Here is a 20,440-nt window from a genome sequence, read left to right as displayed (position 1 = left end):
GTTTTAAATTATGCTTGTGTCGCTTGAATTGCCGTTAATGCAATAGTGTACACAATATCATCGACCAACGCACCACGGGATAAATCGTTAACCGGTTTACGCATACCTTGTAACATTGGGCCGATAGACACTAAATCGGCAGAACGTTGAACCGCTTTATAAGTGGTGTTACCGGTGTTTAAATCAGGGAATACGAATACGGTTGCTTTACCTGCCACAGGGGAGTTAGGTGCTTTAGAACGGGCAACGTCTTCCATTACGGCTGCATCGTATTGTAAAGGACCATCAATTAATAAATCCGGGCGTTTTTCTTTTGCGATACGTGTCGCTTCTTTAACTTTTTCTACATCCGCACCGCTACCTGATGTACCGGTTGAGTAAGAGATCATCGCAACTTTCGGATCAATACCGAATGCTTTTGCAGAATCGGCAGATTGAATTGCGATTTCTGCTAATTGTTCTGCGGTCGGATCCGGATTTACCGCACAGTCGCCATATACAAGAACTTGATCCGGTAGCAACATAAAGAAGATAGAAGAAACAATTGAACTACCCGGCGCAGTTTTGATAATTTGCATTGGTGGGCGGATCGTATTGGCAGTGGTGTGAACTGCGCCGGATACTAAACCGTCCACTTCATTTGCCTCTAACATCATCGTACCAAGCACGACCGTATCTTCCAATTGTTCACGTGCAGCCGCTTCAGTCATTCCTTTTGCTTTACGGAGTTCAACTAAACGATCGACATAGTTTTCACGTACATCAGCAGGATTGATGATGGTGATACCTTTGCCTAATTGAACGCCTTGTGCTTCGGCAACACGTTGAACGGAAGCAGGATCGGCTAATAAGACACATTCGGCAATACCACGTTCCGCACAAAGCACGGCGGCTTTGATTGTACGAGGTTCATCACCTTCAGGTAACACGATACGTTTTTTCGCTGCACGGGCTAATTCGGTTAATTGGAAACGGAACGCCGGTGGCGATAAACGGCGTAAGCGTGTCGAAGCTGCAACTAGACCGTCAATAAATTGTGTATCGAATTGTTGGCTCATATAGTCTTTAATATTTTCGATACGTTCTTTATCATCAACCGGCACTTCAAGGTTGAAACTTTGCAGATTTAATGCGGTTTGCCATGTATTGCCCTCAATACGGAAGATTGGCAATTTAGTCGTTTCAAATACGTGTTGGCAAAGTTTATTGATTTGTGCATCAATTTTATAGCCGCCGGTTAAGAGCATACCACCGATTTCAACACCGTTTGAGGCTGCCAAAGCTGCCGCCACAATCGCATCAGGGCGATCTGCCGAAACCACTAATAAACTACCGGCACGGAAGTGTTCTACCATATTTGGTAAACTTCTCGCACAGAAAGTGATACCGCGGATACGGCGGTTGATATCGCCTTCATTAATAATTGTTGCACCGAGATGTTTTACCAAATCGATCGCTCGGGTTGCGATGAGATCCGCAGACCATGGTACACAGGCAAGTAGCTTAATTGCACTATTTGCAAACAACTTGTTTAATTCAGCCTCACTGTTATGGCTGTGTTGGAAAGAATCAAAAATTTCCGTTAAATCCGGGCGGGTACGACCTGATTCATCAATAGGTGCGTTGAATTTATTGACGACAACACCTAAGAGATTAGGGTTATGTTTACCGCCAAATAATGAAGCCGCTGCTTCCACACGTTCTTTTAATTCCGCGGAGGTTTCTGTTGAAGGGGCGGCAACTAAAACGATTTCCGCATCCAATGCCTGTGCAATTTCATAGTTAATGCTGTTTGCATAACCGTGTTTACGGGTTGGGATTAAGCCTTCAACGATGATGATTTCGTTGTTCTTAGAAAGTTGTTGATGATTTTCAACAATTTTTTCTAACAACACGTCAGATTGATTCTGACCGATTAATGATTCCGCCACGCTTAACATAAACGGCTCAGCCGTTTCAAGTGTAGTGCTGGAGCGAACGATAGAGGTTGTGCGATCCAATCGATCTTCACCGGAATTAGGTTGAGAAATAGGTTTCATAAAACCGACTTTTGCGCCTTTTTGTTCAAGCGATTGAATGAGACCAAGACTTACACTGGTTAAGCCCACGCCGGCACTAACAGGGATAAGGATAATTGTACGGGACATAATAAACCTTAATAGATTGAGTGATGAAAAGAAAAACTGCCGAACACTTCGGCAGTTTGTTTATGAAATTAGAAACAAAGTTTCGCTGTATCTTGTGCGATCACTAATTCTTCGTTGGTTGGGAGTACCATTGCAATCGGAGAACCCTCTTTAGTGATGACGCCTTCATTACCGAAACGTGCGGCAAGATTGCGCTCTTCATCAATTTGATAACCGAAAAGTTTTAAGTGATTTAATGTGATCTCACGCACATGTGCAGAGTTTTCACCGATACCGCCGGTAAATACGATAGCATCTAAACGTTCACCGATAACCGCCATATAAGAACCGATGTATTTTGCCAAACGGTAGCAATATACGTCTAAGGCACGTTTTGCCGGTACTTCTGTATCGTAGTTGTCTTCCGCATAACGGCAGTCACTGGTCACTTCAGTCAAGCCTAAAAGACCGGATTTTTTGGTTAATGTAGTTTCGATTTCATCTACGGACATACCTAAAGTTTTATGCATATAGAACATAATTGCCGGGTCGATATCACCGGAACGCGTACCCATAACCAAACCTTCTAACGGAGTTAAACCCATTGACGTATCAATACATTCACCATGGCGAATCGCAGAAATAGAACCGCCGTTACCTAAATGACAAGTAATCACATTTACTTTATCTTCCGCTATGTTTAAGCGTTTTGCCGCTTCACGGCTTACATAATAATGGCTGGTTCCGTGTGCGCCATAGCGACGAACGCCATGTTCTTTATAAAGCGAATACGGCAACGCGTATAAGAAAGCTTCTTCAGGCATTGTTTGATGGAAAGCGGTATCAAATACAGCAACATTTTTATCTTTTAACGCCGGGAATAATTTGAATGCTTCGCGAATACCGATTAAGTGAGCAGGGTTGTGTAACGGGGCAAATTGAATTGCATCTTCAATTCCTTTTAAGACTTCATCGGTGATAAGCACTGATTTTGTGAATTTTTCACCGCCGTGAACAACACGATGACCAATAGCAGAAATACTATTTTGTAATTCAGGATCTTTAGTAAAAATATTTTCAACAATGAAGTTTAATGCTTCTGTGTGAGCAGCACCCGCACCTAAGTCAGCTTGTCCTTTTTCGCCGTGCAATTTCCATTTAATACGGGCTTCCGGCAAATAGAACGCTTCGGCTAAACCCGATAATTTTTCATCGCCTGAAATAGGATCAAGGATTGAGAATTTTAGTGATGAGCTACCACAGTTAAGGATAAGAACAAGTTTTGACATAAGAAACCTATTGTAAGATTAAAGTTAATAGAAATTCGTTCGCAGTTAATGAACTCGGCGAACAAACTGAATAAGTGAGGCATAGAATACACCTTTTACGCGATAAAATAAATTCACTTGTTAAAGAAAAATCAAACCACAATTAAAAGAGGATAAATTTTAGTCAATTTAATGAGATAGAAACTTTTGATGAACAAGAGTATGATAAGCGCGGTTTTTTTGGGAGCATTTTATGTCTGTTTTTTCTATTTTTAAAAAAGGTCAAATTTATCTTGATACTTGGCCGAAAGCGTTGAAGTTAGGGATGATTTTTCCTGAAAATCGAATTATAAAGGTTACACGCTTTGCACAAAAAGCGATGCCGTTAATTGCGGTATTTGCCGTGGTGTGGCAGCAACTTTATGCAAAGCAGGATGTGGTGGCATTTTCTATTGCGGTTTTGACCGCACTTTTTGCCTTGCTTATTCCTTTTCAAGGTCTATATTGGCTGGGGAGGCGGGCAATATCGCCTTTAGGAGTACAAAGTGAGGCTTGGTTTTACGATATTTGCGAATATCTAAAAGAAATTCATGAACCCTTACCAATCGTACAGGGTAAACCGACATATCAACATTTAGCGGAAGTATTGAAGAAAGCGGAGCTGCGATTGGATCGCACATTCTGGCAAGAAATTTAGTTTACGCAAACGTTTTCTTTTTTGCTTTATTTTTGTAGAATACCCCGGCTGCTTTATGCGGCTCTTTTTTATTGAGAGATTTTTTAATGATCGATTACATTATTATTGGCATTATCGCTTTTTCTATTCTTGTCAGTTTGTTACGTGGCTTTGTACGCGAAGTGCTATCACTTGCCAGCTGGGTTGTCGCCTTTATCGTGGCAAGTCAATTTTATCCTTATCTTGCGACTTATTTAACTCAAATTGACTCCCTATATGTGCGTAACGGCACGGCAATTGGTATTTTGTTTATTCTCACACTTATTGTGGGGGGGATCGTGAACTTTGTTATCGCCCAATTAGTAGATAAAACAGGGTTAAGCGGCACTGATCGTGTATTGGGTGCGGCATTCGGTTTATTGCGCGGTGTATTAATTGTTGCCGCAATCTTATTTTTCTTGGATACCTTTACGAATTTTGAACAATCCGATTGGTGGAAAACGTCAAAATTGATTCCACACTTCGGCTTTATCATCGAATGGTTTTTCCAACAGCTTCAAGAGAGTTCCAGTTTCTTAAATTCAACACTTAATCAATAAGGATCATGAAATGTGTGGTATTGTCGGCATAGTTAGCCAAAGTCCGGTTAATGAATCTATTTATGCAGCATTAACGTTATTACAACATCGAGGGCAGGATGCCGCAGGAATTGTCACTGTGGATGACGAAAATCGTTTTCGCTTGCGGAAAGCCAATGGTTTAGTGAGTGATATTTTTAGACAAGAACATATGTTGCGTTTACAAGGTAATGCGGGAATGGGGCACGTACGTTATCCCACCGCAGGCAGTTCAAGCGTATCGGAAGCGCAACCTTTTTATGTAAATTCGCCTTACGGGGTTACTTTGGTGCATAACGGTAACTTAACCAATTCCGCTGAATTAAAGGAAAAAATGTTTAAAACCGCACGACGCCACGTCAACACCAATTCAGATTCCGAATTACTGTTAAACATTTTTGCTAATCACCTGGATAACATTCCACAAGATCATCTTGATCCTCAAGATATTTTCTATGCCGTAAGCAAAACCCATAAAGATGTGCGTGGTGCGTATGCCTGTTTGGCAATGATTATCGGGCATGGTATGGTCGCATTTCGGGATCCGTTCGGTATACGTCCTCTCGTATTGGGTAAACGTGATGAAAACGGCAAAACCGATTATATGTTTGCTTCCGAAACGGTGGCGTTGGATGTTGCAGGTTTTGATTTCGTAAGAGATGTCGCACCGGGAGAAGCCGTTTATGTAACATTTGACGGCAAACTTTATGCGCAGCAATGTGCAGAAAGTGCGGTCTTAAATCCTTGTATTTTTGAATACGTCTATTTTGCCCGTCCGGATTCCATTATGGACGGCGTTTCCGTTTATGCGGCACGGGTTCATATGGGAGAGCGTTTAGGGCAAAAAATCGCCCGCGAATGGCAAGATGAATTGGATAACATTGATGTTGTTATTCCCGTACCGGAAACCTCAACGGATATTGCATTGCAAATCGCCAGTGTGCTTAACAAACCTTATCGCCAAGGCTTTGTTAAAAATCGTTATGTGGGACGAACCTTCATTATGCCGGGGCAAGCACAGCGTATTAGTTCCGTTCGCCGCAAATTGAATACCATTAGAGCCGAATTTAAAGGTAAAAATGTCTTGCTGGTGGACGATTCTATCGTACGAGGCACGACTTCAGAACAAATTGTAGAAATGGCACGAGCTGCCGGGGCGAAGAAAATTTATTTTGCCTCAGCCGCACCGGAGATTCGTTATCCGAATGTATACGGAATTGATATGCCAACGAAGAATGAACTCATTGCTCATGGTCGAAATGTGAATGAAATTGCTAAATTAATTGGCGTAGATAAACTTATTTTCCAAGATCTCAGTGCGCTCACCGAATCGGTGCAGCAAGAAAACCCGACTATTCAAGGCTTTGATTGCTCCGTTTTCACAGGGGAATATATTACAGGCGATATTACACCGGAATATCTTGATAACATTGCTTTTCAACGTAATGATTCGGCAAAGAAAAAGCGTGAAAAGGATTCAACGAATTTGGAAATTCATAACGAAAGATAACACTAAGAGCGGTCAAATTTGACCGTTTTTTTATCTATGGTGTAAAAACTGTAAAGCAATACTATTTACTTTTTGTTTTTGAAATGTAAAATATGCTCATCTTAATTTAAAGAGGGCGGATGCTTATGTTAAAAATGAACGACTTGGTGAAATTGACCCAAACACCAAAATCTACCGTGTTGTACTATGTGAAGGAAGGATTATTGCCTGAGCCTTTAAAAGATAAACCGAATTTCCATCTCTATGATGATTGCTGTGTAAGTTTGTTGGCATTTATTAAATATTTGCAAACCAACTTTAATGCGAGCATTTCCCAAATTAAACAACTATTCTCTCAACCTGATTTTGATTGGCAAAAACCCTATGAAAGTTTGATTTCATCGATTGGGATTATTATGAGCGCAGAAAATGAAACCTTTTCGTCCGAATCACTTTGCCAAGAATTTTCTATTTCTGAAACAGAGCTGCAAACAATGGTTGAGGAAGGATTGATCAATCCAAGAGACGGGATTTTTACAGCAAAAGAACGGGATATTTTAGCAATTCTTTGTCGTTGTAATAAAACAGAGCGTGAAATGGTGAGAAACTATCTACAAACAGCAAAAACGCTGGCGCAAAAAGAGGTGGCGTTGACTTTATCCGCATTAAAAGAAAGTGATCGGAAAGATGAAACCTTAAAACACCTTTTTGATTTGTTACTGGTGCTGAAACCTTACGTCTTAAATATGCAAACATTAAAGGTTTATCAAATGGAGAACGCAAAATGAAACGCTTGAAATACGCAGGTTTTTTACCCTATTTAGCGATTGCATTTTTAAATGCGAGCGTAGATTTAGCCCATAAAATTACTATTCAAAACGTGCTTTTGAAAAGCTTTGAAGGCAATGCTTTGGTGATACTCACGGCACTAATCAATGCAATGATTTTATTACCGTTTATTTTTCTTTTTTCACCTTCGGCATTTATTAACGATAAATTTCGCCGAACTCGAATCATTCGTTGGAGTAGTTTGGCAGCCATAGGGATTTCGGTTGCGATTTTATTTAGTTACCTAATAGGGCAATTTTACCTTGCCTTTGCGCTCACACTGATTTTAGCGGCACAAAGTGCGGTTTATTCTCCGGCTAAATATAGCATTATTAAATCGATTGTCGGTACGGAAAATATCGGTTTTGCCAATGGTGTTATCCAAGCCTTAACGATTGTCGCTATTTTATTTAGTTCTTTTGCTTTCTCGATTTTCTTTGAAGGTTATTATGTACCGTCAGTCGATCCGAATAGGGTATTGCAAAGCGTATGGCCGATTGGTTTAGCTTTGGTTGGGTTTAGTTTACTCGAAGCGTTTTTTGCCTTCAAAATTCCTTACTTTCCACAAGAAACGGAAGAAGCTGAATCTTTTTCAATGAAAAAGTACCTTTCTTTCAGCTATTTAAAAGACAATTTCCATATTTTGCGTAATGATAAAAATATTTGGTTAAGCATTATTGGTTTAAGCCTGTTTTGGGGCGTTTCACAAGTGATTGTAGCGGCATTCCCGGCACATTATAAGGCTTTATTCCAAGCGGATAACGCGGTGATCATTCAGGCAATTCTTGCGGTAAGCGGTCTAGGGTTGATTGTAGGTTCTTATCTTGCAGGGCGGGTTTCTCGTTTACATATTGAACTCGGCATTGTGCCTGTAGGTGCGTTAGGGATCTTTATTTCATTATTTGGCTTAACTTTAGTCACGACAAATTTTTCTTTGGTATTGTGTTCATTCGGATTTGGCTTTTTTGGCGGGTTATTCATCGTACCGTTAAATGCAACGATCCAATATTTTGTACCTGAGAAAATCAGCGGAAAAATTATGGCGGGTAATAATTTTATCCAAAATATTTTTATGGTGATTTTTTTGTGTTTAAGCATTGCATTTGTGCAGCTTAATCTTTCGACAACCGCAATTTTTCTGACAATCTCAATTGTTTGTTTACTTGGAAGTTTCTATGCAATGTGGCAACTCCCGCATTTATTTGTGCGTTTATTGCTGTTACCTTTGCTTAAAACCAACTATCGTTTTCATGTGGACGGCTTAAAAAATCTGCCGCAAAGCGGTGGTGTATTGATGCTGGGTAATCACATTAGCTGGATTGATTGGATGGTATTACAAGCAGCCAGCCCACGTGCGATTAAATTTGTGATGTTCCGTCCGATTTATAACAAATGGTATCTCACTTGGTTTTTGCGTATTTTCCGTGTGATTCCTATCGGTGCCGGTTCAAGCCGTGAGTCTATTGACAGGATTCGGGAATATTTAGCTCGCGGGGAAGTGGTTGCGTTATTTCCTGAAGGACATATTAGTTATAACGGTCAGATTAATGAATTTAAGAAAGGGTTTGAACACGTATTAAAAGATTTAGATAACGTAACGACCGTCCCTTTTTACTTGCGTGGTTTATGGGGAAGTAGTTTCTCACGTGCCGACAGTTTCTATAAAAATCTCACGAAAAGGCAAGGTAAGCGTGAAATTCTAGTTGCATTCGGTAAACCGATTCAGGGATTTATTGATGCCGCAGCAATGAAACAAAAAGTGTTGGAACTTTCATTCTCCGTTTGGGAAAAAGTGATGGAAAAACGGAAACCGTTAATGCATCACTGGTTAAACAATGCGAAATCTAACTTATTTAAAGATTGTATTGTTGACGGACAAGGTATGAGCCTCAATAACTTGAAATTTATTGCAGCGGTGCTGATGTTTAGCAAGCAATTTAAACAGGTGTTGGGAGATGAGAAAAACGTAGGCGTATTGTTACCAAGCTCTGCCGTGGGCGCTATCGTGAATATGATGTTAATGATGATGGGTAAAATACCGGTAAATTTAAATTACACCTTAAGCCCGGAAGTGATGGCGAAAGCCCTTGCAAAAGCAAATATTAATCAGGTAATTACCGCAGAAAAATTCTTGAACAAACTGAATGCCAAAGGTTTTGCTTTTGATGAGGTGCTTGCAGGGAAAACGGTTTTGGTGGAAGAACTCACTAAAGCTTTAACCAAAGGCGACAAAGTGCGGTCATTTTTAACGGCGTTTTTTGCTCCGAGTTGGTGGATTAAATTGATGTATTTTGCAGATGTTCGTTTAAATGATACCGCAACGATTTTATTCAGTAGCGGAAGTGAAGGAGAACCGAAAGGCATTGAATTGAGCCATAAAAATTTACTCACGAATATTAAACAAGTGAGTGAATTGCTCAATTTCCAAGAAGATGACGTGATTTTAAATTCATTGCCGATTTTTCACTCCTTTGGCTTGACGGTAACAACGCTAATGCCGCTTTGTGAGGGGATTAAAATCGTGAGTGTGACGGATCCGACTGATGGGGCGGAAGTGGGGAAAATGTGCGCCCGTCACAATGTGAGTATTATATTTGGAACTTCAACCTTCTTCCGTTTATATGTCCGCAATAAAAAGTTACATCCATTGATGCTACAAAGCGTACGTATGGTAATTGCCGGTGCGGAAAAATTGAAAAACGATGTAAAAGAAGCCTTTCGTTTGAAATTTGGTTTAGAAATTTACGAAGGCTATGGGGCAACGGAAACGGCACCGGTGGCGAGTGTGAATATGCCGAATATTTTAGATCCGGACAGTTTGAAAGAATTTACTTTTAATAAAGCAGGATCAGTGGGTATGCCATTACCTGGCACGATCATTAAAATTGTCGATCCGAATAGCTTAGAAGAATTGAATGTAGGTGAAGACGGCTTAATTTTGATTGGTGGCGGGCAAGTGATGAAAGGTTACTTGAATGATCAAGCCAAAACAGATGATGTGATTACCGAAATTGATGGCGTGCGTTATTACAAAACGGGTGATAAAGGCCATATTGATGAAAACGGTTTTATCACCATTGTGGATCGTTACTCTCGTTTTGCCAAAATCGGAGGGGAAATGATAAGCCTTGGTAGTGTGGAAGAAAATATTGCACAAGTGTTAAATGATGAACATCAGTTTGTAGCCGTTGCGGTGAATGATGAGAAAAAAGGTGAAAGTATCGTCTTGCTTGTGAAATCTGCACTGAGTCTTGAGAAAATCAACGCTCTTATTAAATCCCTAAACGTGCCGCCCATTATGCTTCCAAGCCAAGTGTTCTTGGTGGATGAAATTCCACTACTTGGGAGTGGAAAAGTGGATTTCAAAGGCGCCAAAAAATTAGCAGAGACGCTGATTTAAGGTTCTCATTAAAAAAGGGCAAGTTTTCACTTGCCCTTAATTTTTTCATGAAATTATTTATATTCTACTAAAATATCACTTTCGCTCACACTATCGCCATAAACAGGCAGCAAGGTTTTTTCATAAGCCTGTTTCAATACCCCTTCTTTTGAAAGTTTTTCAATTTCGGTATTTAACCAGTTAAGTAAATCCGGCGCATCTTTGCGAACAGCAGGTGCAATCACATCTTGATCGCCAAAGTTTTTAATGCCCACCGTATAGCCCGGATTTTGTTTAGCCCAAGCAAATAGGAAAGTGTTGTCATTAGAAAGGGCATCCCCTCTGCCATCACGCAAGGCTTCAAAGGTTTCGGTATTTTGTTCAAACTTCAATAATTTGATATTCGGATAGTTTTTGGTGAAGAAAATATCCGCAGTCGTACCTTTATCTACAATTAAGGTTTTATCTTTTAATTGTTCAAGATCAGTGATGACCGAACCATTTTGGGAAACGACACCAAGCGCAACTTTCATATAAGGATTGGCGAAATCAACTACTTCTTTGCGAGCCGGTGTTACAGTGAAATTTGCTAGAATAATATCCACTTTTTTGGAAAGTAAATATTCCGTGCGATTTGCCGCATCTACCAAAACAAATTCTACTTTATTTTCATCACCTAAAAGATCTTTAGTGATCGCTTTACCGATTTCCACATCAAAACCCTGGCTTTTACCTTGTGCATCCACGTAGCCGAACGGCGGTTTATCACTGAACACGCCGATACGCACTTTACCGGCTTGTTTTAGTTGTTCAATGGTAGAAGTTTGTTGTGATGCTTGGTTTTGCTCTTTGTTATCACAGGCTGCAAGGCTGAGAGCTAGAACTGCGGTTGTTAAAAGTGCGGTTAAATTTTTAAATGTTTTCTTCATAGTTTGTACCTCTCGGTTCGTAATTTAGGATATTTAAGAAAGTTTTCGCACGATCTGTGGTTGGATTCGTGAAGAAATCTTCCGGTTTTGACTGTTCGATAATTTGCCTTTTATCCATAAATACAATGCGATTCGCCACTTGGCGGGCAAAACTCATTTCATGGGTGACGATAAGCATTGTCATTCCTTCTTTAGCAAGCCCAAGGATAACGTCTAATACTTCACGTACCATTTCAGGATCGAGTGCGGCGGTAACTTCATCAAACAAAATAATTTCAGGATTCATACAAAGCGTGCGAACGATAGCGATACGCTGTTTTTGCCCTCCTGAAAGTTCTCGTGGGTAAGCATTTTTCCGATCAAGCAACCCTACCCGTTTTAAGAGTTCATCCGCTTGTTTTTCGGCTTCGGCACGGTCACGTTTTTGCACTTTTAGCGGACCGAGTAAAATGTTGTCAATGACGGATAAATGAGCGAATAATTCATAACTTTGAAAAACCATACCAATGTGTTGACGTGCTTTTATCCATGAAATATCTTTTCCGAGTTCACCGACATTTTGTAATAATAATTGACCGCTCTTTATGGGTTCTAAGCCGTTTATGGTGCGAAGTAACGTGCTTTTTCCACAGCCTGAAGGCCCTAAAATCACGACAACTTCACCCTTCTCTACGGATAGATTAATACCTTTTAAGGCTTCTATATCGCCATAGTTTTTAACGAGATTTTTTATTTCTAATAATGACATTTGAAATTCCTTATTTTTAACTTTCCCAACGTGTTTCCAGATAACGGGAAAATAACGAAAGCGGGTAGCAAATCATAAAATAGAGAAAGAAAATGATGCCATAAACCCATAATGCTGCCGATTGATTGCTAAAAAGCGAATGTTCGATAATTTGCTGACCGACTTTAATCACTTCGACTACGCCGATTAACATTGCAAGCGAACTCGTTTTTACCATACGAGTAAATAAGTTAATGGTGCTTGGCGTGATGCGTTTTAAACTTTGCGGTAACAGAATGTAAATGAATGTTTGAAACGGGGTAAGCCCTAACGCATAAGCTGATTCGATTTGGTGTTTTTCAATAGACGTTAATGCGCCGCGTACAAGATCGCCCATTTCCGCCGTTCCCCAAAAGATAAACACAACAATGCAGACGGTAACATTATCCAAATGAACATCGAACCATTTTGCGAAACCGAAATAAGCAATAAAGAGTAGAACCAGTAGGGGCATAATGCGTACAAATTCCAAATAAAAGCGGCACACTGCGCTTGTGCTGCGCTTTTTTGATGTCATCACGATACCCAAAAATATACCTAGAATGCAGGCGAAGAAAACCGAGATAAATGCGATTTCTGCGGTAATCCATAATCCATTGAATAAGCGCGTTAAATTATTGCCTTGGAAGAGTAGTTCAAGCCCCATATTTTGCTCTCCGCGTATGTACTTCTAAATAACGAATGAAAATTGAGATTGGCAATAAAATAATCAGATAAAAGACCATTAATAAAAAGAGAGCTTCATTTGTTTTGTAGTCCATACCAATGATTTCTTTTGCCATAAACATTAACTCAGCCACTGCAATCGCACTGATAATGGAGGTTTCTTTTATTAAAAATAAACAATTCGCCCCAATAGCAGGTATGGCAATGGCAAAAGCCTGTGGAAAAATGATATAACGAAATGCTTGAAATGGCGTTAAACCGAGGCTGAGTGCTGATTCAATCTGACCTTTCGATACCGCTTCTAATCCGCCGCGAATAGCTTCCGACATATAACTTCCGCCGAGAAAACCCAATCCGATAATACCGCAGGTAAAGCCGTCTAATTTGATGCCGATTTTGGAAAGACCGAAATAAAGGAAAAAGACTTGGATCAGCAATGGAGTATTGCGTGAAAGCTCAATATAACTTTTCACCGGCCAATTTAGTGATTTTACTTTGTAGGTCGTAACCACGGCACAGATTATGCCAATAATAAGCGATAGCAAAATTCCCCAAAAAGAGAGGGCAAGTGTCATTAGTGTTGCCTCAAAAAAACGTGGTAATGCAGCAACGATGTAATCCCAATTCATTGTGTTATTTGTTGAAGTAATCGTTTTCGTATCACTAATAGTAGGGAAAATTTTTCGTATCGGGAAAGAATTGAAATGAATTATTTATAATGAAATGGAATAAATGAATTTAAAAGGGGAAAGAAAAAAGTGCGGTCAATTTTAACCGCACTTTTTAGTACTTAAAAATTATTCTACTTTAACAATCCAACCTTCCGGGGGGGCAATATCACCGAATTGAATACCGGTTAGTTCATTATAAAGTCTGCGGGTGATCGGGCCTACTTCGGTTTCGGAATAAAACACGTGGAAGTTGCCTTTGTGCTGAATACCTCCAACCGGAGTGATGACTGCCGCAGTACCGCATGCGCCGGCTTCTGCAAATTGATCGAGCTGATCGATATATACGTCTCCCTCAATCGCTTCCATTCCTAAACGTGTTTTGGCAATATGAAGTAAAGAGTATTTTGTGATACTTGGTAAAATAGATTCGGATGCCGGTGTGATAAATTTGTTATCTTTGGTGATACCGAAGAAATTTGCGGCACCCACTTCTTCAATTTTAGTATGGGTTTTCGGATCAAGGTAAATGGCATCGGCAAATTTACGTTCCGGCGTGCCTTGTTCTGCGGCTAATTCGTGCGGAAGAAGACTTGCCGCATAGTTACCGCCTACTTTTACGCCACCTGTTCCCATTGGTGCTGCGCGGTCGTATTCGGTTGTAATAAAGTTAGAAGGGGCAAGTCCGCCTTTGAAATAAGCACCAACCGGACAACAAAATACTGAGAAAATAAATTCAGGTGCGGTTTTGACCCCGATATTTTCACCGACACCGATTAAGAACGGACGTAAATATAAGGTCGCGCCGGAGCCATAGGGCCCTAACCATTCTTCGTTGGCTTTTACCACTTCCTTACAAGCGCGTATGAATAATTCGGTAGGCACTTGTGGCATTAAAAGACGATCAGAAGTACGTTGCATACGTTTGGCATTTTGATCCGGACGGAATAAGTTGATAGAACCATCTTTACAGCGATAGGCTTTTAAACCTTCAAAACATTGTTGCCCATAATGAAGGGCGGTTGAGCCTTCGTGAATATGCAGAGTGTTGTCAGTAGTGAGCTTGCCTTCATCCCATTTGCCTTCTTTCCAATGGGCGATAAAACGATAGTCTGTTTTTATATAACTAAAACCGAGGTTATTCCAATCTAAATCTTTCATCTTGCTTCCTTTTAAATACAATGTTCTATAAAAATTAGATTTAATCTACACCATTATTTGAAGCATTAAAACCTTAAAGAGGAAATTTTTTGTGATTTCCTAAAAAAACAGCAGTTATTCAAAAGTTTTGAAAGTTAAAGCGGAAAAGAAAAAGAGGATGTGTTAAGATCAAGCCAAAAAAAAACGCTGCCCAAAAAGAGCAGCGTTTAACCAAAAAGGTCTAAATATACAGGAAGTAAACGAGTAACTTATTGTTACTCAAGTTCGGTTTCCCGAACTATATGCAAACACAACATCATACTTAAGTCCGAAACTCATTAACTAGTAAGGAATTACCAACAGTTAAGTATGAGGGCATTATAGGGAGTAGAGAAAACAAGAACAAATGATGTTTTCTTATTTGACAGATTAGAAAAACTAATCCGAATGAAATCCTATGTATTATAGATGAAAAAATTACATTTGGGAAGAATTATGTATAAACGTTTGCCTCCCTTGAATTCACTGAAATCTTTTGAATCTGCCGCACGACATTTAAGCTTCACAAAAGCGGCTGATGAGCTTTTTGTTACACAGGCAGCAGTGAGTCACCAAATTAAATTATTAGAAGATTTTTTAAGCGTAGAATTATTTAAACGTAAAAATCGTTCTTTAGAATTAACGGAGTTCGGCAAAATCTACTTCGCAGATATTAATAAAATTCTGCGTAAATTAAACGAAGCGACAGATCGATTATTAACGTTAAAAAACGATCCGCATTTAGCCATTAGCGTACCGCAAACTTTTGGTATTCAGTGGCTTGTTCCTCATTTGAGTGAGTTTAATCGGCTTCACCCCGAGGTTGAAGTGCGCCTAAAAGGGGTTGATCAAGATGAGGGATTGCTGAATAAGGAGATTGATCTTGCTATTTATTATGGCAAAGGAGATTGGCAAAATTTGCAGGTTGATCGCTTGGGAAAAGAAAGTTTGCTGATTTTGGCTTCGCCGGAATTATTGGCTAAGAATCCGATTCGCAGCAAAGAGGATTTAAAACATCATATACTGATTCATACCCATACCCGTGATAATTGGCGTACAATGGCGGATTATCTGGCATTGGATGAATTAAATATTCAGCAAGGTCCATTATTTAGCCATACTTTTATGGCATTACAGGCGGCAATTCACGGGCAAGGTATTGTTCTTGCCAATCGTTTACTTGCGCTACAAGAGATTGAGCAGGGCGCATTACAAATTGTGTTGGAAACGGATTTACCGGATCCAAAATCTTTTTATGTGGTGAATCAACTTGATCGCCTTGATGATGAACAAATTCAAGCATTTCGCCGTTGGATTATTACGGCAATAAAAAAAGAAGAAAATGAATAAATTAGCGCTATATTGTCGTTTAGGATTTGAAAAAGAAGTTGCAGCTGAAATTACCGATCGTGCGGCAGCGTTAGGCATATTTGGTTTTGCAAGAGTACAAGAAAATTCAGGTTATGTGATTTTTGAATGCTATCAACCCGATGAAGCGGATCGCCTCGCGCGCAAAATTCCTTTTAACCGACTGATCTTTGCCCGTCAAATGCTGGTAGTATCCGATTTATTGGAAAATTTAGATCCAACGGATCGAATTAGCCCGATTATTGCTGCGTTTGAACAGTTATCGCACCAAGTGGATTTTAAACAATCCACCGAACTTTTTGTTGAAACGGCAGATACCAACGAATCAAAATCGCTTTCCACATTTTGTCGAAAATTAACCGTACCTTTGCGTCAAACGCTGAAAAAGCAGGGCTGGCTTGCCGCAAAATCGACACAAAAGTGCGGTCAATTTTTACATTGTTTTTTTGTGAAACCGAACTGTTGCTATGTCGGCTATTCTTACACGCATAATCATTCCGAACATTTTATGGGCATTCCCCGTTTGAAGTTCCCATCGGAAGCACCAAGCCGTTCTACGCTTAAATTAGAAGAAGCGATTTTAACTTTTATTCCGCGTAAAGATGAAAGTAAACGCCTAAATGAAAATATGACGGCGGTTGATCTTGGTGCCTGTCCCGGCGGCTGGACTTATCAATTGGTTAAACGAGGCTTGTTTGTGTATGCGGTGGATCATGGCAAAATGGCTGCAAGCCTGCATGATACCGGGCGAATTGAACATTGTGCGGAAGACGGATTTAAATTTCAGCCGCCAAAGCGAAAACGCATTGATTGGCTTGTGTGTGATATGGTGGAACAGCCGAACCGAATTGCCAATTTAATAGGAAAATGGCTAATCAACGGCTGGTGTCGAGAGACGATTTTTAATTTAAAATTGCCGATGAAAAAACGTTATCAAGAGGTTATGCAATGTTTGGATATGTTATCGGATAAATTAGCGAAAAATAATCTTCGTTTTGATATTCAAGCGAAACAGCTGTATCACGATAGAGAAGAAATTACCGTACATATTTCAATTAAATAAGAAAAAAGCATTTTCCACTAAGGGAAATGCTTAATATGCCGGATAAAGAAAAAGCACCGATAAGAATCGATGCTTTAGAATTTGGTTGCGGGGGCCGGATTTGAACCGACGGCCTTCGGGTTATGAGCCCGACGAGCTACCAAGCTGCTCCACCCCGCGTCTGATGGCGCACAATATACCTGCTTAAAAAAATTTTGCAAGTATTAAACAAAATTTTGCTTTTCATTTGTCAACAAAATGAACAAAACGCACATAAATTAAACGTTATAAGGAAATAATGCTAGAGGTTTTGAGTATTTTTTGATAGCGTATGCGCTTTTGTAACTCTTCATTTTATTTAGGAATAAAGGAATGAAATTTTGTAATAATCTCGGTTTCAAAATGTTTTTGGTTTTAGCGGCGACTTCAATTTTGGCTGCTTGTGGCACTTCGTCGAACAAAGCCGGTTCATCTATTCTTACTCCAACAGGCGATGATCCCCAAAAATTTGGTGCAAAATATGGCGGGCGTAGCTATCAACAAAGTATTTTATCTCCCGTTTCTTTCGTAGAAAACCAAAGTGCGGTTGTTAATCAGGGCGATTTTTTAACGCAACTTTCTAACATAAAGAACTATTCAAGCAGACTTTCTGATCGTTTTTATAACAACTATTCTAAAATTACGAATTGGGTGCTTTCCGGTGCGAATATGAGTGAGTTGGCGCAATATGGCATTTCTCCACAAATTATGAAAGGGTTTGATGGTTATCAAAACGTGCTGATGACGGGGTATTATTCGCCGGTCATTCATGCACGCCGTTCTCCGCAAGGGAAATTCCAACATCCTATTTATGCGATGCCGGCAAATAAACGTTTTTCTCGTGCGCAAATCTATGCGGGCGCATTGGAAGGGAAAGGTTTAGAGCTTGCTTATAGTGATTCAATGCTTGATAACTTCTTACTTGGCGTCCAAGGAAGCGGTTATGTTGATTTCGGTAATGGCAATTTGAATTATTTTGCCTATGCGGGACAAAACGGTTTTAAATATCAAGCGGTAGGGCGTTTACTTGTTGAAGACGGTGAAATTCCGAAAGAAAAAATGTCTATTCAAGCTATTCGTGACTGGGGAAGCGCGAATCCGTCACGAGTGCAGAGTTTACTAGAGCGTAATCCATCTTATGTATTCTTCAAAAATGATCCGAGCGGAAAAGTAAAAGGGTCTGCCGGCGTGCCGTTAGTGCCAATGGCTGCAGTGGCTTCGGATCGTAATTTGATCCCATCAGGCTCTGTTTTGTTGGTTGAAGTACCGGATATTGATAATGATGGAAAGTGGAAAGGCTCACATAGATTACATTTAATGGTAGCACTGGATGTAGGAGGCGCCGTAAACGGACACCACTTTGATTTATATCGTGGTATTGGTGATCAAGCCGGGCATATTGCCGGTCTTTCAAAACATTATGGGCGCGTTTGGGTGCTGAATTAATGGCGAGAGTTGACAACTACGAACAGCGTTTCGGCGGTATCGGACGGCTTTATACGCCTGAAGGTCTGAACCGACTTCGCCAAGCGCATATTTGTGTGGTTGGTATTGGCGGTGTGGGCTCATGGGTGGTGGAAGCCTTGGCTCGTTCCGGCATTGGGCGGATCACATTGATTGATATGGATGATATTTGCGTGACCAATATCAACCGCCAACTACCGGCATTAAGCGGCAATATCGGTAAACTCAAAACGGAAGTGATGGCAGAACGTGTGAAATTGATTAATCCGGAATGTATCGTCAATATCATTGATGATTTTATTTCACCGGATAATCAAGCGGACTATCTCAGTCGTGGTTATGATTATGTGATTGATGCCATTGATAATGTGAAAACCAAAGCGGCAATGATCGCCTATTGTAAACAGAATAAAATCAAAATTATCACCGTAGGAGGCGCAGGGGGACAAACGGATCCTGCTCAAATTCAAATTGCTGATTTGAGCAAAACCATTCAAGATCCTTTGCTCGCCAAAGTGCGGTCGGTTTTGCGTAAGAATTTTAATTTTACCCAAAACCCACAGCGTAAGTTCGGCGTAGAGGCGGTATTTTCCACTCAACCGCTGATTTTTCCTAAAATGGGGGAAGGTTGTGCCGTTTCTGCTACGATGAATTGTGCAAACGGATTTGGTGCGGCAACAATGATAACCGCAACCTTTGGCTTTTTTGCGGTTTCTCGTGTCGTTGATAAATTACTGAAAAAATAAATAGTTACATAAAGGCAACGAAAGTTGCTTTTTTTTTGTATAAAATGATTGCAATTTACTTTAAAAAAGGTAGGATTTACCGCCTATTTGAGAATTATTATTAATAACTAAAGGAGACAAAATGAAAATATCATTAAAAATTAGCGCAATTTCAACCGCACTTTTAGCCCTTCCGATGTTTGCCAATGCTGATGTATTGGCATCCGTTAAACCGCTCGGCTTTATTGCTTCTTCGATTGCGAATGGCGTTACCGACACACAAGTGCTTGTTCCACCCGGTGCTTCCCCACATGATTACAGCTTAAAATTATCCGATATTCAAAAAGTAAAATCGGCGGATTTAGTGCTGTGGGTTGGTGAAGATGTGGATTCATTTTTGAACAAACCGATCAATCAAATTGATCGTAAAAAAGTGATTACCATCGCCGATCTTGAAGGTGTTGAATCATTACTTGGCAAAGCTCATCACGAACATTTGCACGAAGAGGGAGAGCATAATCATAAACATACTCATCAGAATGAACATAAAGAATCACATAATCACGACCATGATAATCACGAAGAGCTAACGACTAACTGGCACGTTTGGTATTCTCCGGCGATTAGTCGAATTGTCGCGCAAAAAGTAGCGAATAAACTCACAACACAATTTCCTGATAAGAAAGAACTTATCGCTAAAAATCTTGATAATTTCAACCGCACTTTAGACGCCCGGAGCGATAAAATTAAGGCTCAACTTGCACCATTTGCGGATAAAGGGTTTTTCGTATTTCACGATGCTTACGGCTACTTTAATGACACATACGGCTTGAAACAAACCGGCTATTTCACCATTAACCCGCTGGTTGCACCGGGGGCGAAAACTATTGCTCACATTAAAGAAGAAATTGAGGAACATCGTGTAAACTGCTTATTTGCAGAACCTCAATTCACACCAAAAGTGATCGAATCCCTTGCCCAAAGTACAAAAGTCAATGTCGGACGATTAGATCCGATAGGTGATGGCGTGCAGCTCGGCGAAAATGCCTATGTAAACTTCTTACAGGCAACAGCAGACAGCTATGCACAATGTTTGAGTAAATAAAATTTATGAAATAGCGGGATATCCCGCTATTTTTATGCAAATTGATATTTCCGCCGAATGGCTGGTTGCACTTTATCTTCACTGA

Annotated in this window: 17 protein-coding genes and 1 tRNA gene; 10 read left to right on the top strand and 8 right to left on the bottom strand. The window is 40.2% G+C overall.

The window, feature by feature from the left end; genetic code table 11:
* Positions 1 to 8 precede the first annotated feature (8 nt).
* Both pta and IHV77_RS02230 read right to left on the bottom strand, forming a co-directional pair.
* The gene (pta, locus tag IHV77_RS02235) at positions 9 to 2,147 is read right to left on the bottom strand and encodes a phosphate acetyltransferase (RefSeq protein ID WP_194812539.1); all 2,139 of its coding nucleotides are present in this window, start codon (positions 2,145 to 2,147) and stop codon (positions 9 to 11) included.
* A 68-nt stretch (positions 2,148 to 2,215) separates the two neighbouring features.
* On the bottom strand, positions 2,216 to 3,415 hold the full coding sequence (locus IHV77_RS02230; protein WP_194812538.1) for an acetate kinase: 1,200 nt from the start codon (positions 3,413 to 3,415) through the stop codon (positions 2,216 to 2,218).
* A gap of 232 nt (positions 3,416 to 3,647) precedes the next feature.
* Here IHV77_RS02230 and yfbV point away from each other — a divergent pair, with 232 nt between their 5' ends.
* The 5 genes from yfbV to IHV77_RS02205 all read left to right on the top strand — a co-directional run bounded on the left by yfbV (position 3,648) and on the right by IHV77_RS02205 (position 10,404).
* On the top strand, positions 3,648 to 4,091 hold the full coding sequence (gene yfbV / locus IHV77_RS02225; protein WP_194812537.1) for a terminus macrodomain insulation protein YfbV: 444 nt from the start codon (positions 3,648 to 3,650) through the stop codon (positions 4,089 to 4,091).
* An 86-nt stretch (positions 4,092 to 4,177) separates the two neighbouring features.
* The gene (locus IHV77_RS02220) at positions 4,178 to 4,669 is read left to right on the top strand and encodes a CvpA family protein (protein ID WP_194812536.1); all 492 of its coding nucleotides are present in this window, start codon (positions 4,178 to 4,180) and stop codon (positions 4,667 to 4,669) included.
* Positions 4,670 to 4,679: 10 nt separating this feature from the next.
* The gene (gene purF / locus IHV77_RS02215; protein WP_194812535.1) at positions 4,680 to 6,197 is read left to right on the top strand and encodes an amidophosphoribosyltransferase; all 1,518 of its coding nucleotides are present in this window, start codon (positions 4,680 to 4,682) and stop codon (positions 6,195 to 6,197) included.
* 125 nt (positions 6,198 to 6,322) lie between these two features.
* Positions 6,323 to 6,964: a MerR family transcriptional regulator gene (locus IHV77_RS02210; RefSeq protein ID WP_194813197.1), complete on the top strand. Its 642-nt coding sequence runs from the start codon at positions 6,323 to 6,325 to the stop codon at positions 6,962 to 6,964.
* Positions 6,961 to 10,404, top strand: coding sequence for an acyl-[ACP]--phospholipid O-acyltransferase (locus IHV77_RS02205; protein WP_194812534.1), 3,444 nt, complete (start codon positions 6,961 to 6,963; stop codon positions 10,402 to 10,404). Before IHV77_RS02210 ends, IHV77_RS02205 begins: the two co-directional genes overlap by 4 nt.
* Positions 10,405 to 10,457: 53 nt before the next feature.
* Here the strand turns inward: IHV77_RS02205 and IHV77_RS02200 are convergent, their stop codons facing one another.
* The 5 genes from IHV77_RS02200 to IHV77_RS02180 form a co-directional block, all read right to left on the bottom strand.
* Positions 10,458 to 11,312, bottom strand: a complete 855-nt coding sequence (locus IHV77_RS02200) for a cysteine ABC transporter substrate-binding protein (RefSeq protein WP_194812533.1) — start codon at positions 11,310 to 11,312, stop codon at positions 10,458 to 10,460.
* Entirely contained in the window at positions 11,296 to 12,060 is a 765-nt protein-coding gene (locus tag IHV77_RS02195; protein ID WP_194812532.1) for an amino acid ABC transporter ATP-binding protein, read from the bottom strand. The genes IHV77_RS02200 and IHV77_RS02195 overlap by 17 nt, the downstream gene beginning before the upstream one ends.
* Positions 12,061 to 12,076: 16 nt before the next feature.
* Positions 12,077 to 12,745 carry an amino acid ABC transporter permease gene (locus tag IHV77_RS02190; protein WP_194812531.1) on the bottom strand — a complete coding sequence of 223 codons (669 nt, stop codon included), beginning with the start codon at positions 12,743 to 12,745 and terminating at the stop codon, positions 12,077 to 12,079.
* Positions 12,735 to 13,394, bottom strand: coding sequence for an amino acid ABC transporter permease (locus IHV77_RS02185; RefSeq protein WP_194812530.1), 660 nt, complete (start codon positions 13,392 to 13,394; stop codon positions 12,735 to 12,737). Before IHV77_RS02185 ends, IHV77_RS02190 begins: the two co-directional genes overlap by 11 nt.
* A gap of 168 nt (positions 13,395 to 13,562) precedes the next feature.
* On the bottom strand, positions 13,563 to 14,594 hold the full coding sequence (locus tag IHV77_RS02180) for a branched-chain amino acid aminotransferase (protein WP_194812529.1): 1,032 nt from the start codon (positions 14,592 to 14,594) through the stop codon (positions 13,563 to 13,565).
* 474 nt (positions 14,595 to 15,068) lie between these two features.
* Between IHV77_RS02180 and IHV77_RS02175 the strand changes: the two genes are divergently transcribed.
* Positions 15,069 to 15,962, top strand: coding sequence for a transcriptional regulator GcvA (locus tag IHV77_RS02175; RefSeq protein ID WP_194813196.1), 894 nt, complete (start codon positions 15,069 to 15,071; stop codon positions 15,960 to 15,962).
* On the top strand, positions 15,955 to 17,043 hold the full coding sequence (gene rlmM, locus IHV77_RS02170) for a 23S rRNA (cytidine(2498)-2'-O)-methyltransferase RlmM (protein ID WP_194812528.1): 1,089 nt from the start codon (positions 15,955 to 15,957) through the stop codon (positions 17,041 to 17,043). The genes IHV77_RS02175 and rlmM overlap by 8 nt, the downstream gene beginning before the upstream one ends.
* Positions 17,044 to 17,125: 82 nt before the next feature.
* Here the strand turns inward: rlmM and IHV77_RS02165 are convergent.
* Positions 17,126 to 17,202: transfer RNA gene (locus IHV77_RS02165), tRNA-Met, on the bottom strand.
* Between the two features lie 192 nt (positions 17,203 to 17,394).
* Here IHV77_RS02165 and mltA point away from each other — a divergent pair.
* The 3 genes from mltA to znuA all read left to right on the top strand — a co-directional run bounded on the left by mltA (position 17,395) and on the right by znuA (position 20,355).
* Positions 17,395 to 18,507 carry a murein transglycosylase A gene (mltA, locus tag IHV77_RS02160; protein WP_194812527.1) on the top strand — a complete coding sequence of 371 codons (1,113 nt, stop codon included), beginning with the start codon at positions 17,395 to 17,397 and terminating at the stop codon, positions 18,505 to 18,507.
* Positions 18,507 to 19,271, top strand: coding sequence for a tRNA cyclic N6-threonylcarbamoyladenosine(37) synthase TcdA (gene tcdA / locus IHV77_RS02155; protein ID WP_194812526.1), 765 nt, complete (start codon positions 18,507 to 18,509; stop codon positions 19,269 to 19,271). Before mltA ends, tcdA begins: the two co-directional genes overlap by 1 nt.
* Before the next feature lie 121 nt (positions 19,272 to 19,392).
* Complete coding sequence (gene znuA, locus IHV77_RS02150) at positions 19,393 to 20,355, top strand: zinc ABC transporter substrate-binding protein ZnuA (RefSeq protein ID WP_194812525.1); 963 nt, start codon at positions 19,393 to 19,395, stop codon at positions 20,353 to 20,355.
* Positions 20,356 to 20,440 lie beyond the last annotated feature (85 nt).

This window comes from Rodentibacter haemolyticus (assembly GCF_015356115.1).
Lineage (GTDB): Bacteria > Pseudomonadota > Gammaproteobacteria > Enterobacterales > Pasteurellaceae > Rodentibacter > Rodentibacter haemolyticus.
The sequence above is the reverse complement of the archived record's forward strand: the minus strand, read 5'-3'. Positions and strand labels throughout refer to the sequence as shown.

What these genes read in the sequence shown, in the direction of transcription:
- IHV77_RS02195 (WP_194812532.1), bottom strand. Translation starts at nt 12,060, where the DNA reads ATGTCATTATTAGAAATAAAAAATCTCGTTAAAAACTATGGCGATATA.
- pta (WP_194812539.1), bottom strand. Translation starts at nt 2,147, where the DNA reads ATGTCCCGTACAATTATCCTTATCCCTGTTAGTGCCGGCGTGGGCTTA.
- IHV77_RS02180 (WP_194812529.1), bottom strand. Translation starts at nt 14,594, where the DNA reads ATGAAAGATTTAGATTGGAATAACCTCGGTTTTAGTTATATAAAAACA.
- rlmM (WP_194812528.1), top strand. Translation starts at nt 15,955, where the DNA reads ATGAATAAATTAGCGCTATATTGTCGTTTAGGATTTGAAAAAGAAGTT.
- IHV77_RS02230 (WP_194812538.1), bottom strand. Translation starts at nt 3,415, where the DNA reads ATGTCAAAACTTGTTCTTATCCTTAACTGTGGTAGCTCATCACTAAAA.
- IHV77_RS02175 (WP_194813196.1), top strand. Translation starts at nt 15,069, where the DNA reads ATGTATAAACGTTTGCCTCCCTTGAATTCACTGAAATCTTTTGAATCT.
- IHV77_RS02190 (WP_194812531.1), bottom strand. Translation starts at nt 12,745, where the DNA reads ATGGGGCTTGAACTACTCTTCCAAGGCAATAATTTAACGCGCTTATTC.
- purF (WP_194812535.1), top strand. Translation starts at nt 4,680, where the DNA reads ATGTGTGGTATTGTCGGCATAGTTAGCCAAAGTCCGGTTAATGAATCT.
- IHV77_RS02205 (WP_194812534.1), top strand. Translation starts at nt 6,961, where the DNA reads ATGAAACGCTTGAAATACGCAGGTTTTTTACCCTATTTAGCGATTGCA.
- tcdA (WP_194812526.1), top strand. Translation starts at nt 18,507, where the DNA reads ATGGCGAGAGTTGACAACTACGAACAGCGTTTCGGCGGTATCGGACGG.
- IHV77_RS02200 (WP_194812533.1), bottom strand. Translation starts at nt 11,312, where the DNA reads ATGAAGAAAACATTTAAAAATTTAACCGCACTTTTAACAACCGCAGTT.
- yfbV (WP_194812537.1), top strand. Translation starts at nt 3,648, where the DNA reads ATGTCTGTTTTTTCTATTTTTAAAAAAGGTCAAATTTATCTTGATACT.
- IHV77_RS02185 (WP_194812530.1), bottom strand. Translation starts at nt 13,394, where the DNA reads ATGAATTGGGATTACATCGTTGCTGCATTACCACGTTTTTTTGAGGCA.
- mltA (WP_194812527.1), top strand. Translation starts at nt 17,395, where the DNA reads ATGAAATTTTGTAATAATCTCGGTTTCAAAATGTTTTTGGTTTTAGCG.
- IHV77_RS02220 (WP_194812536.1), top strand. Translation starts at nt 4,178, where the DNA reads ATGATCGATTACATTATTATTGGCATTATCGCTTTTTCTATTCTTGTC.
- znuA (WP_194812525.1), top strand. Translation starts at nt 19,393, where the DNA reads ATGAAAATATCATTAAAAATTAGCGCAATTTCAACCGCACTTTTAGCC.
- IHV77_RS02210 (WP_194813197.1), top strand. Translation starts at nt 6,323, where the DNA reads ATGTTAAAAATGAACGACTTGGTGAAATTGACCCAAACACCAAAATCT.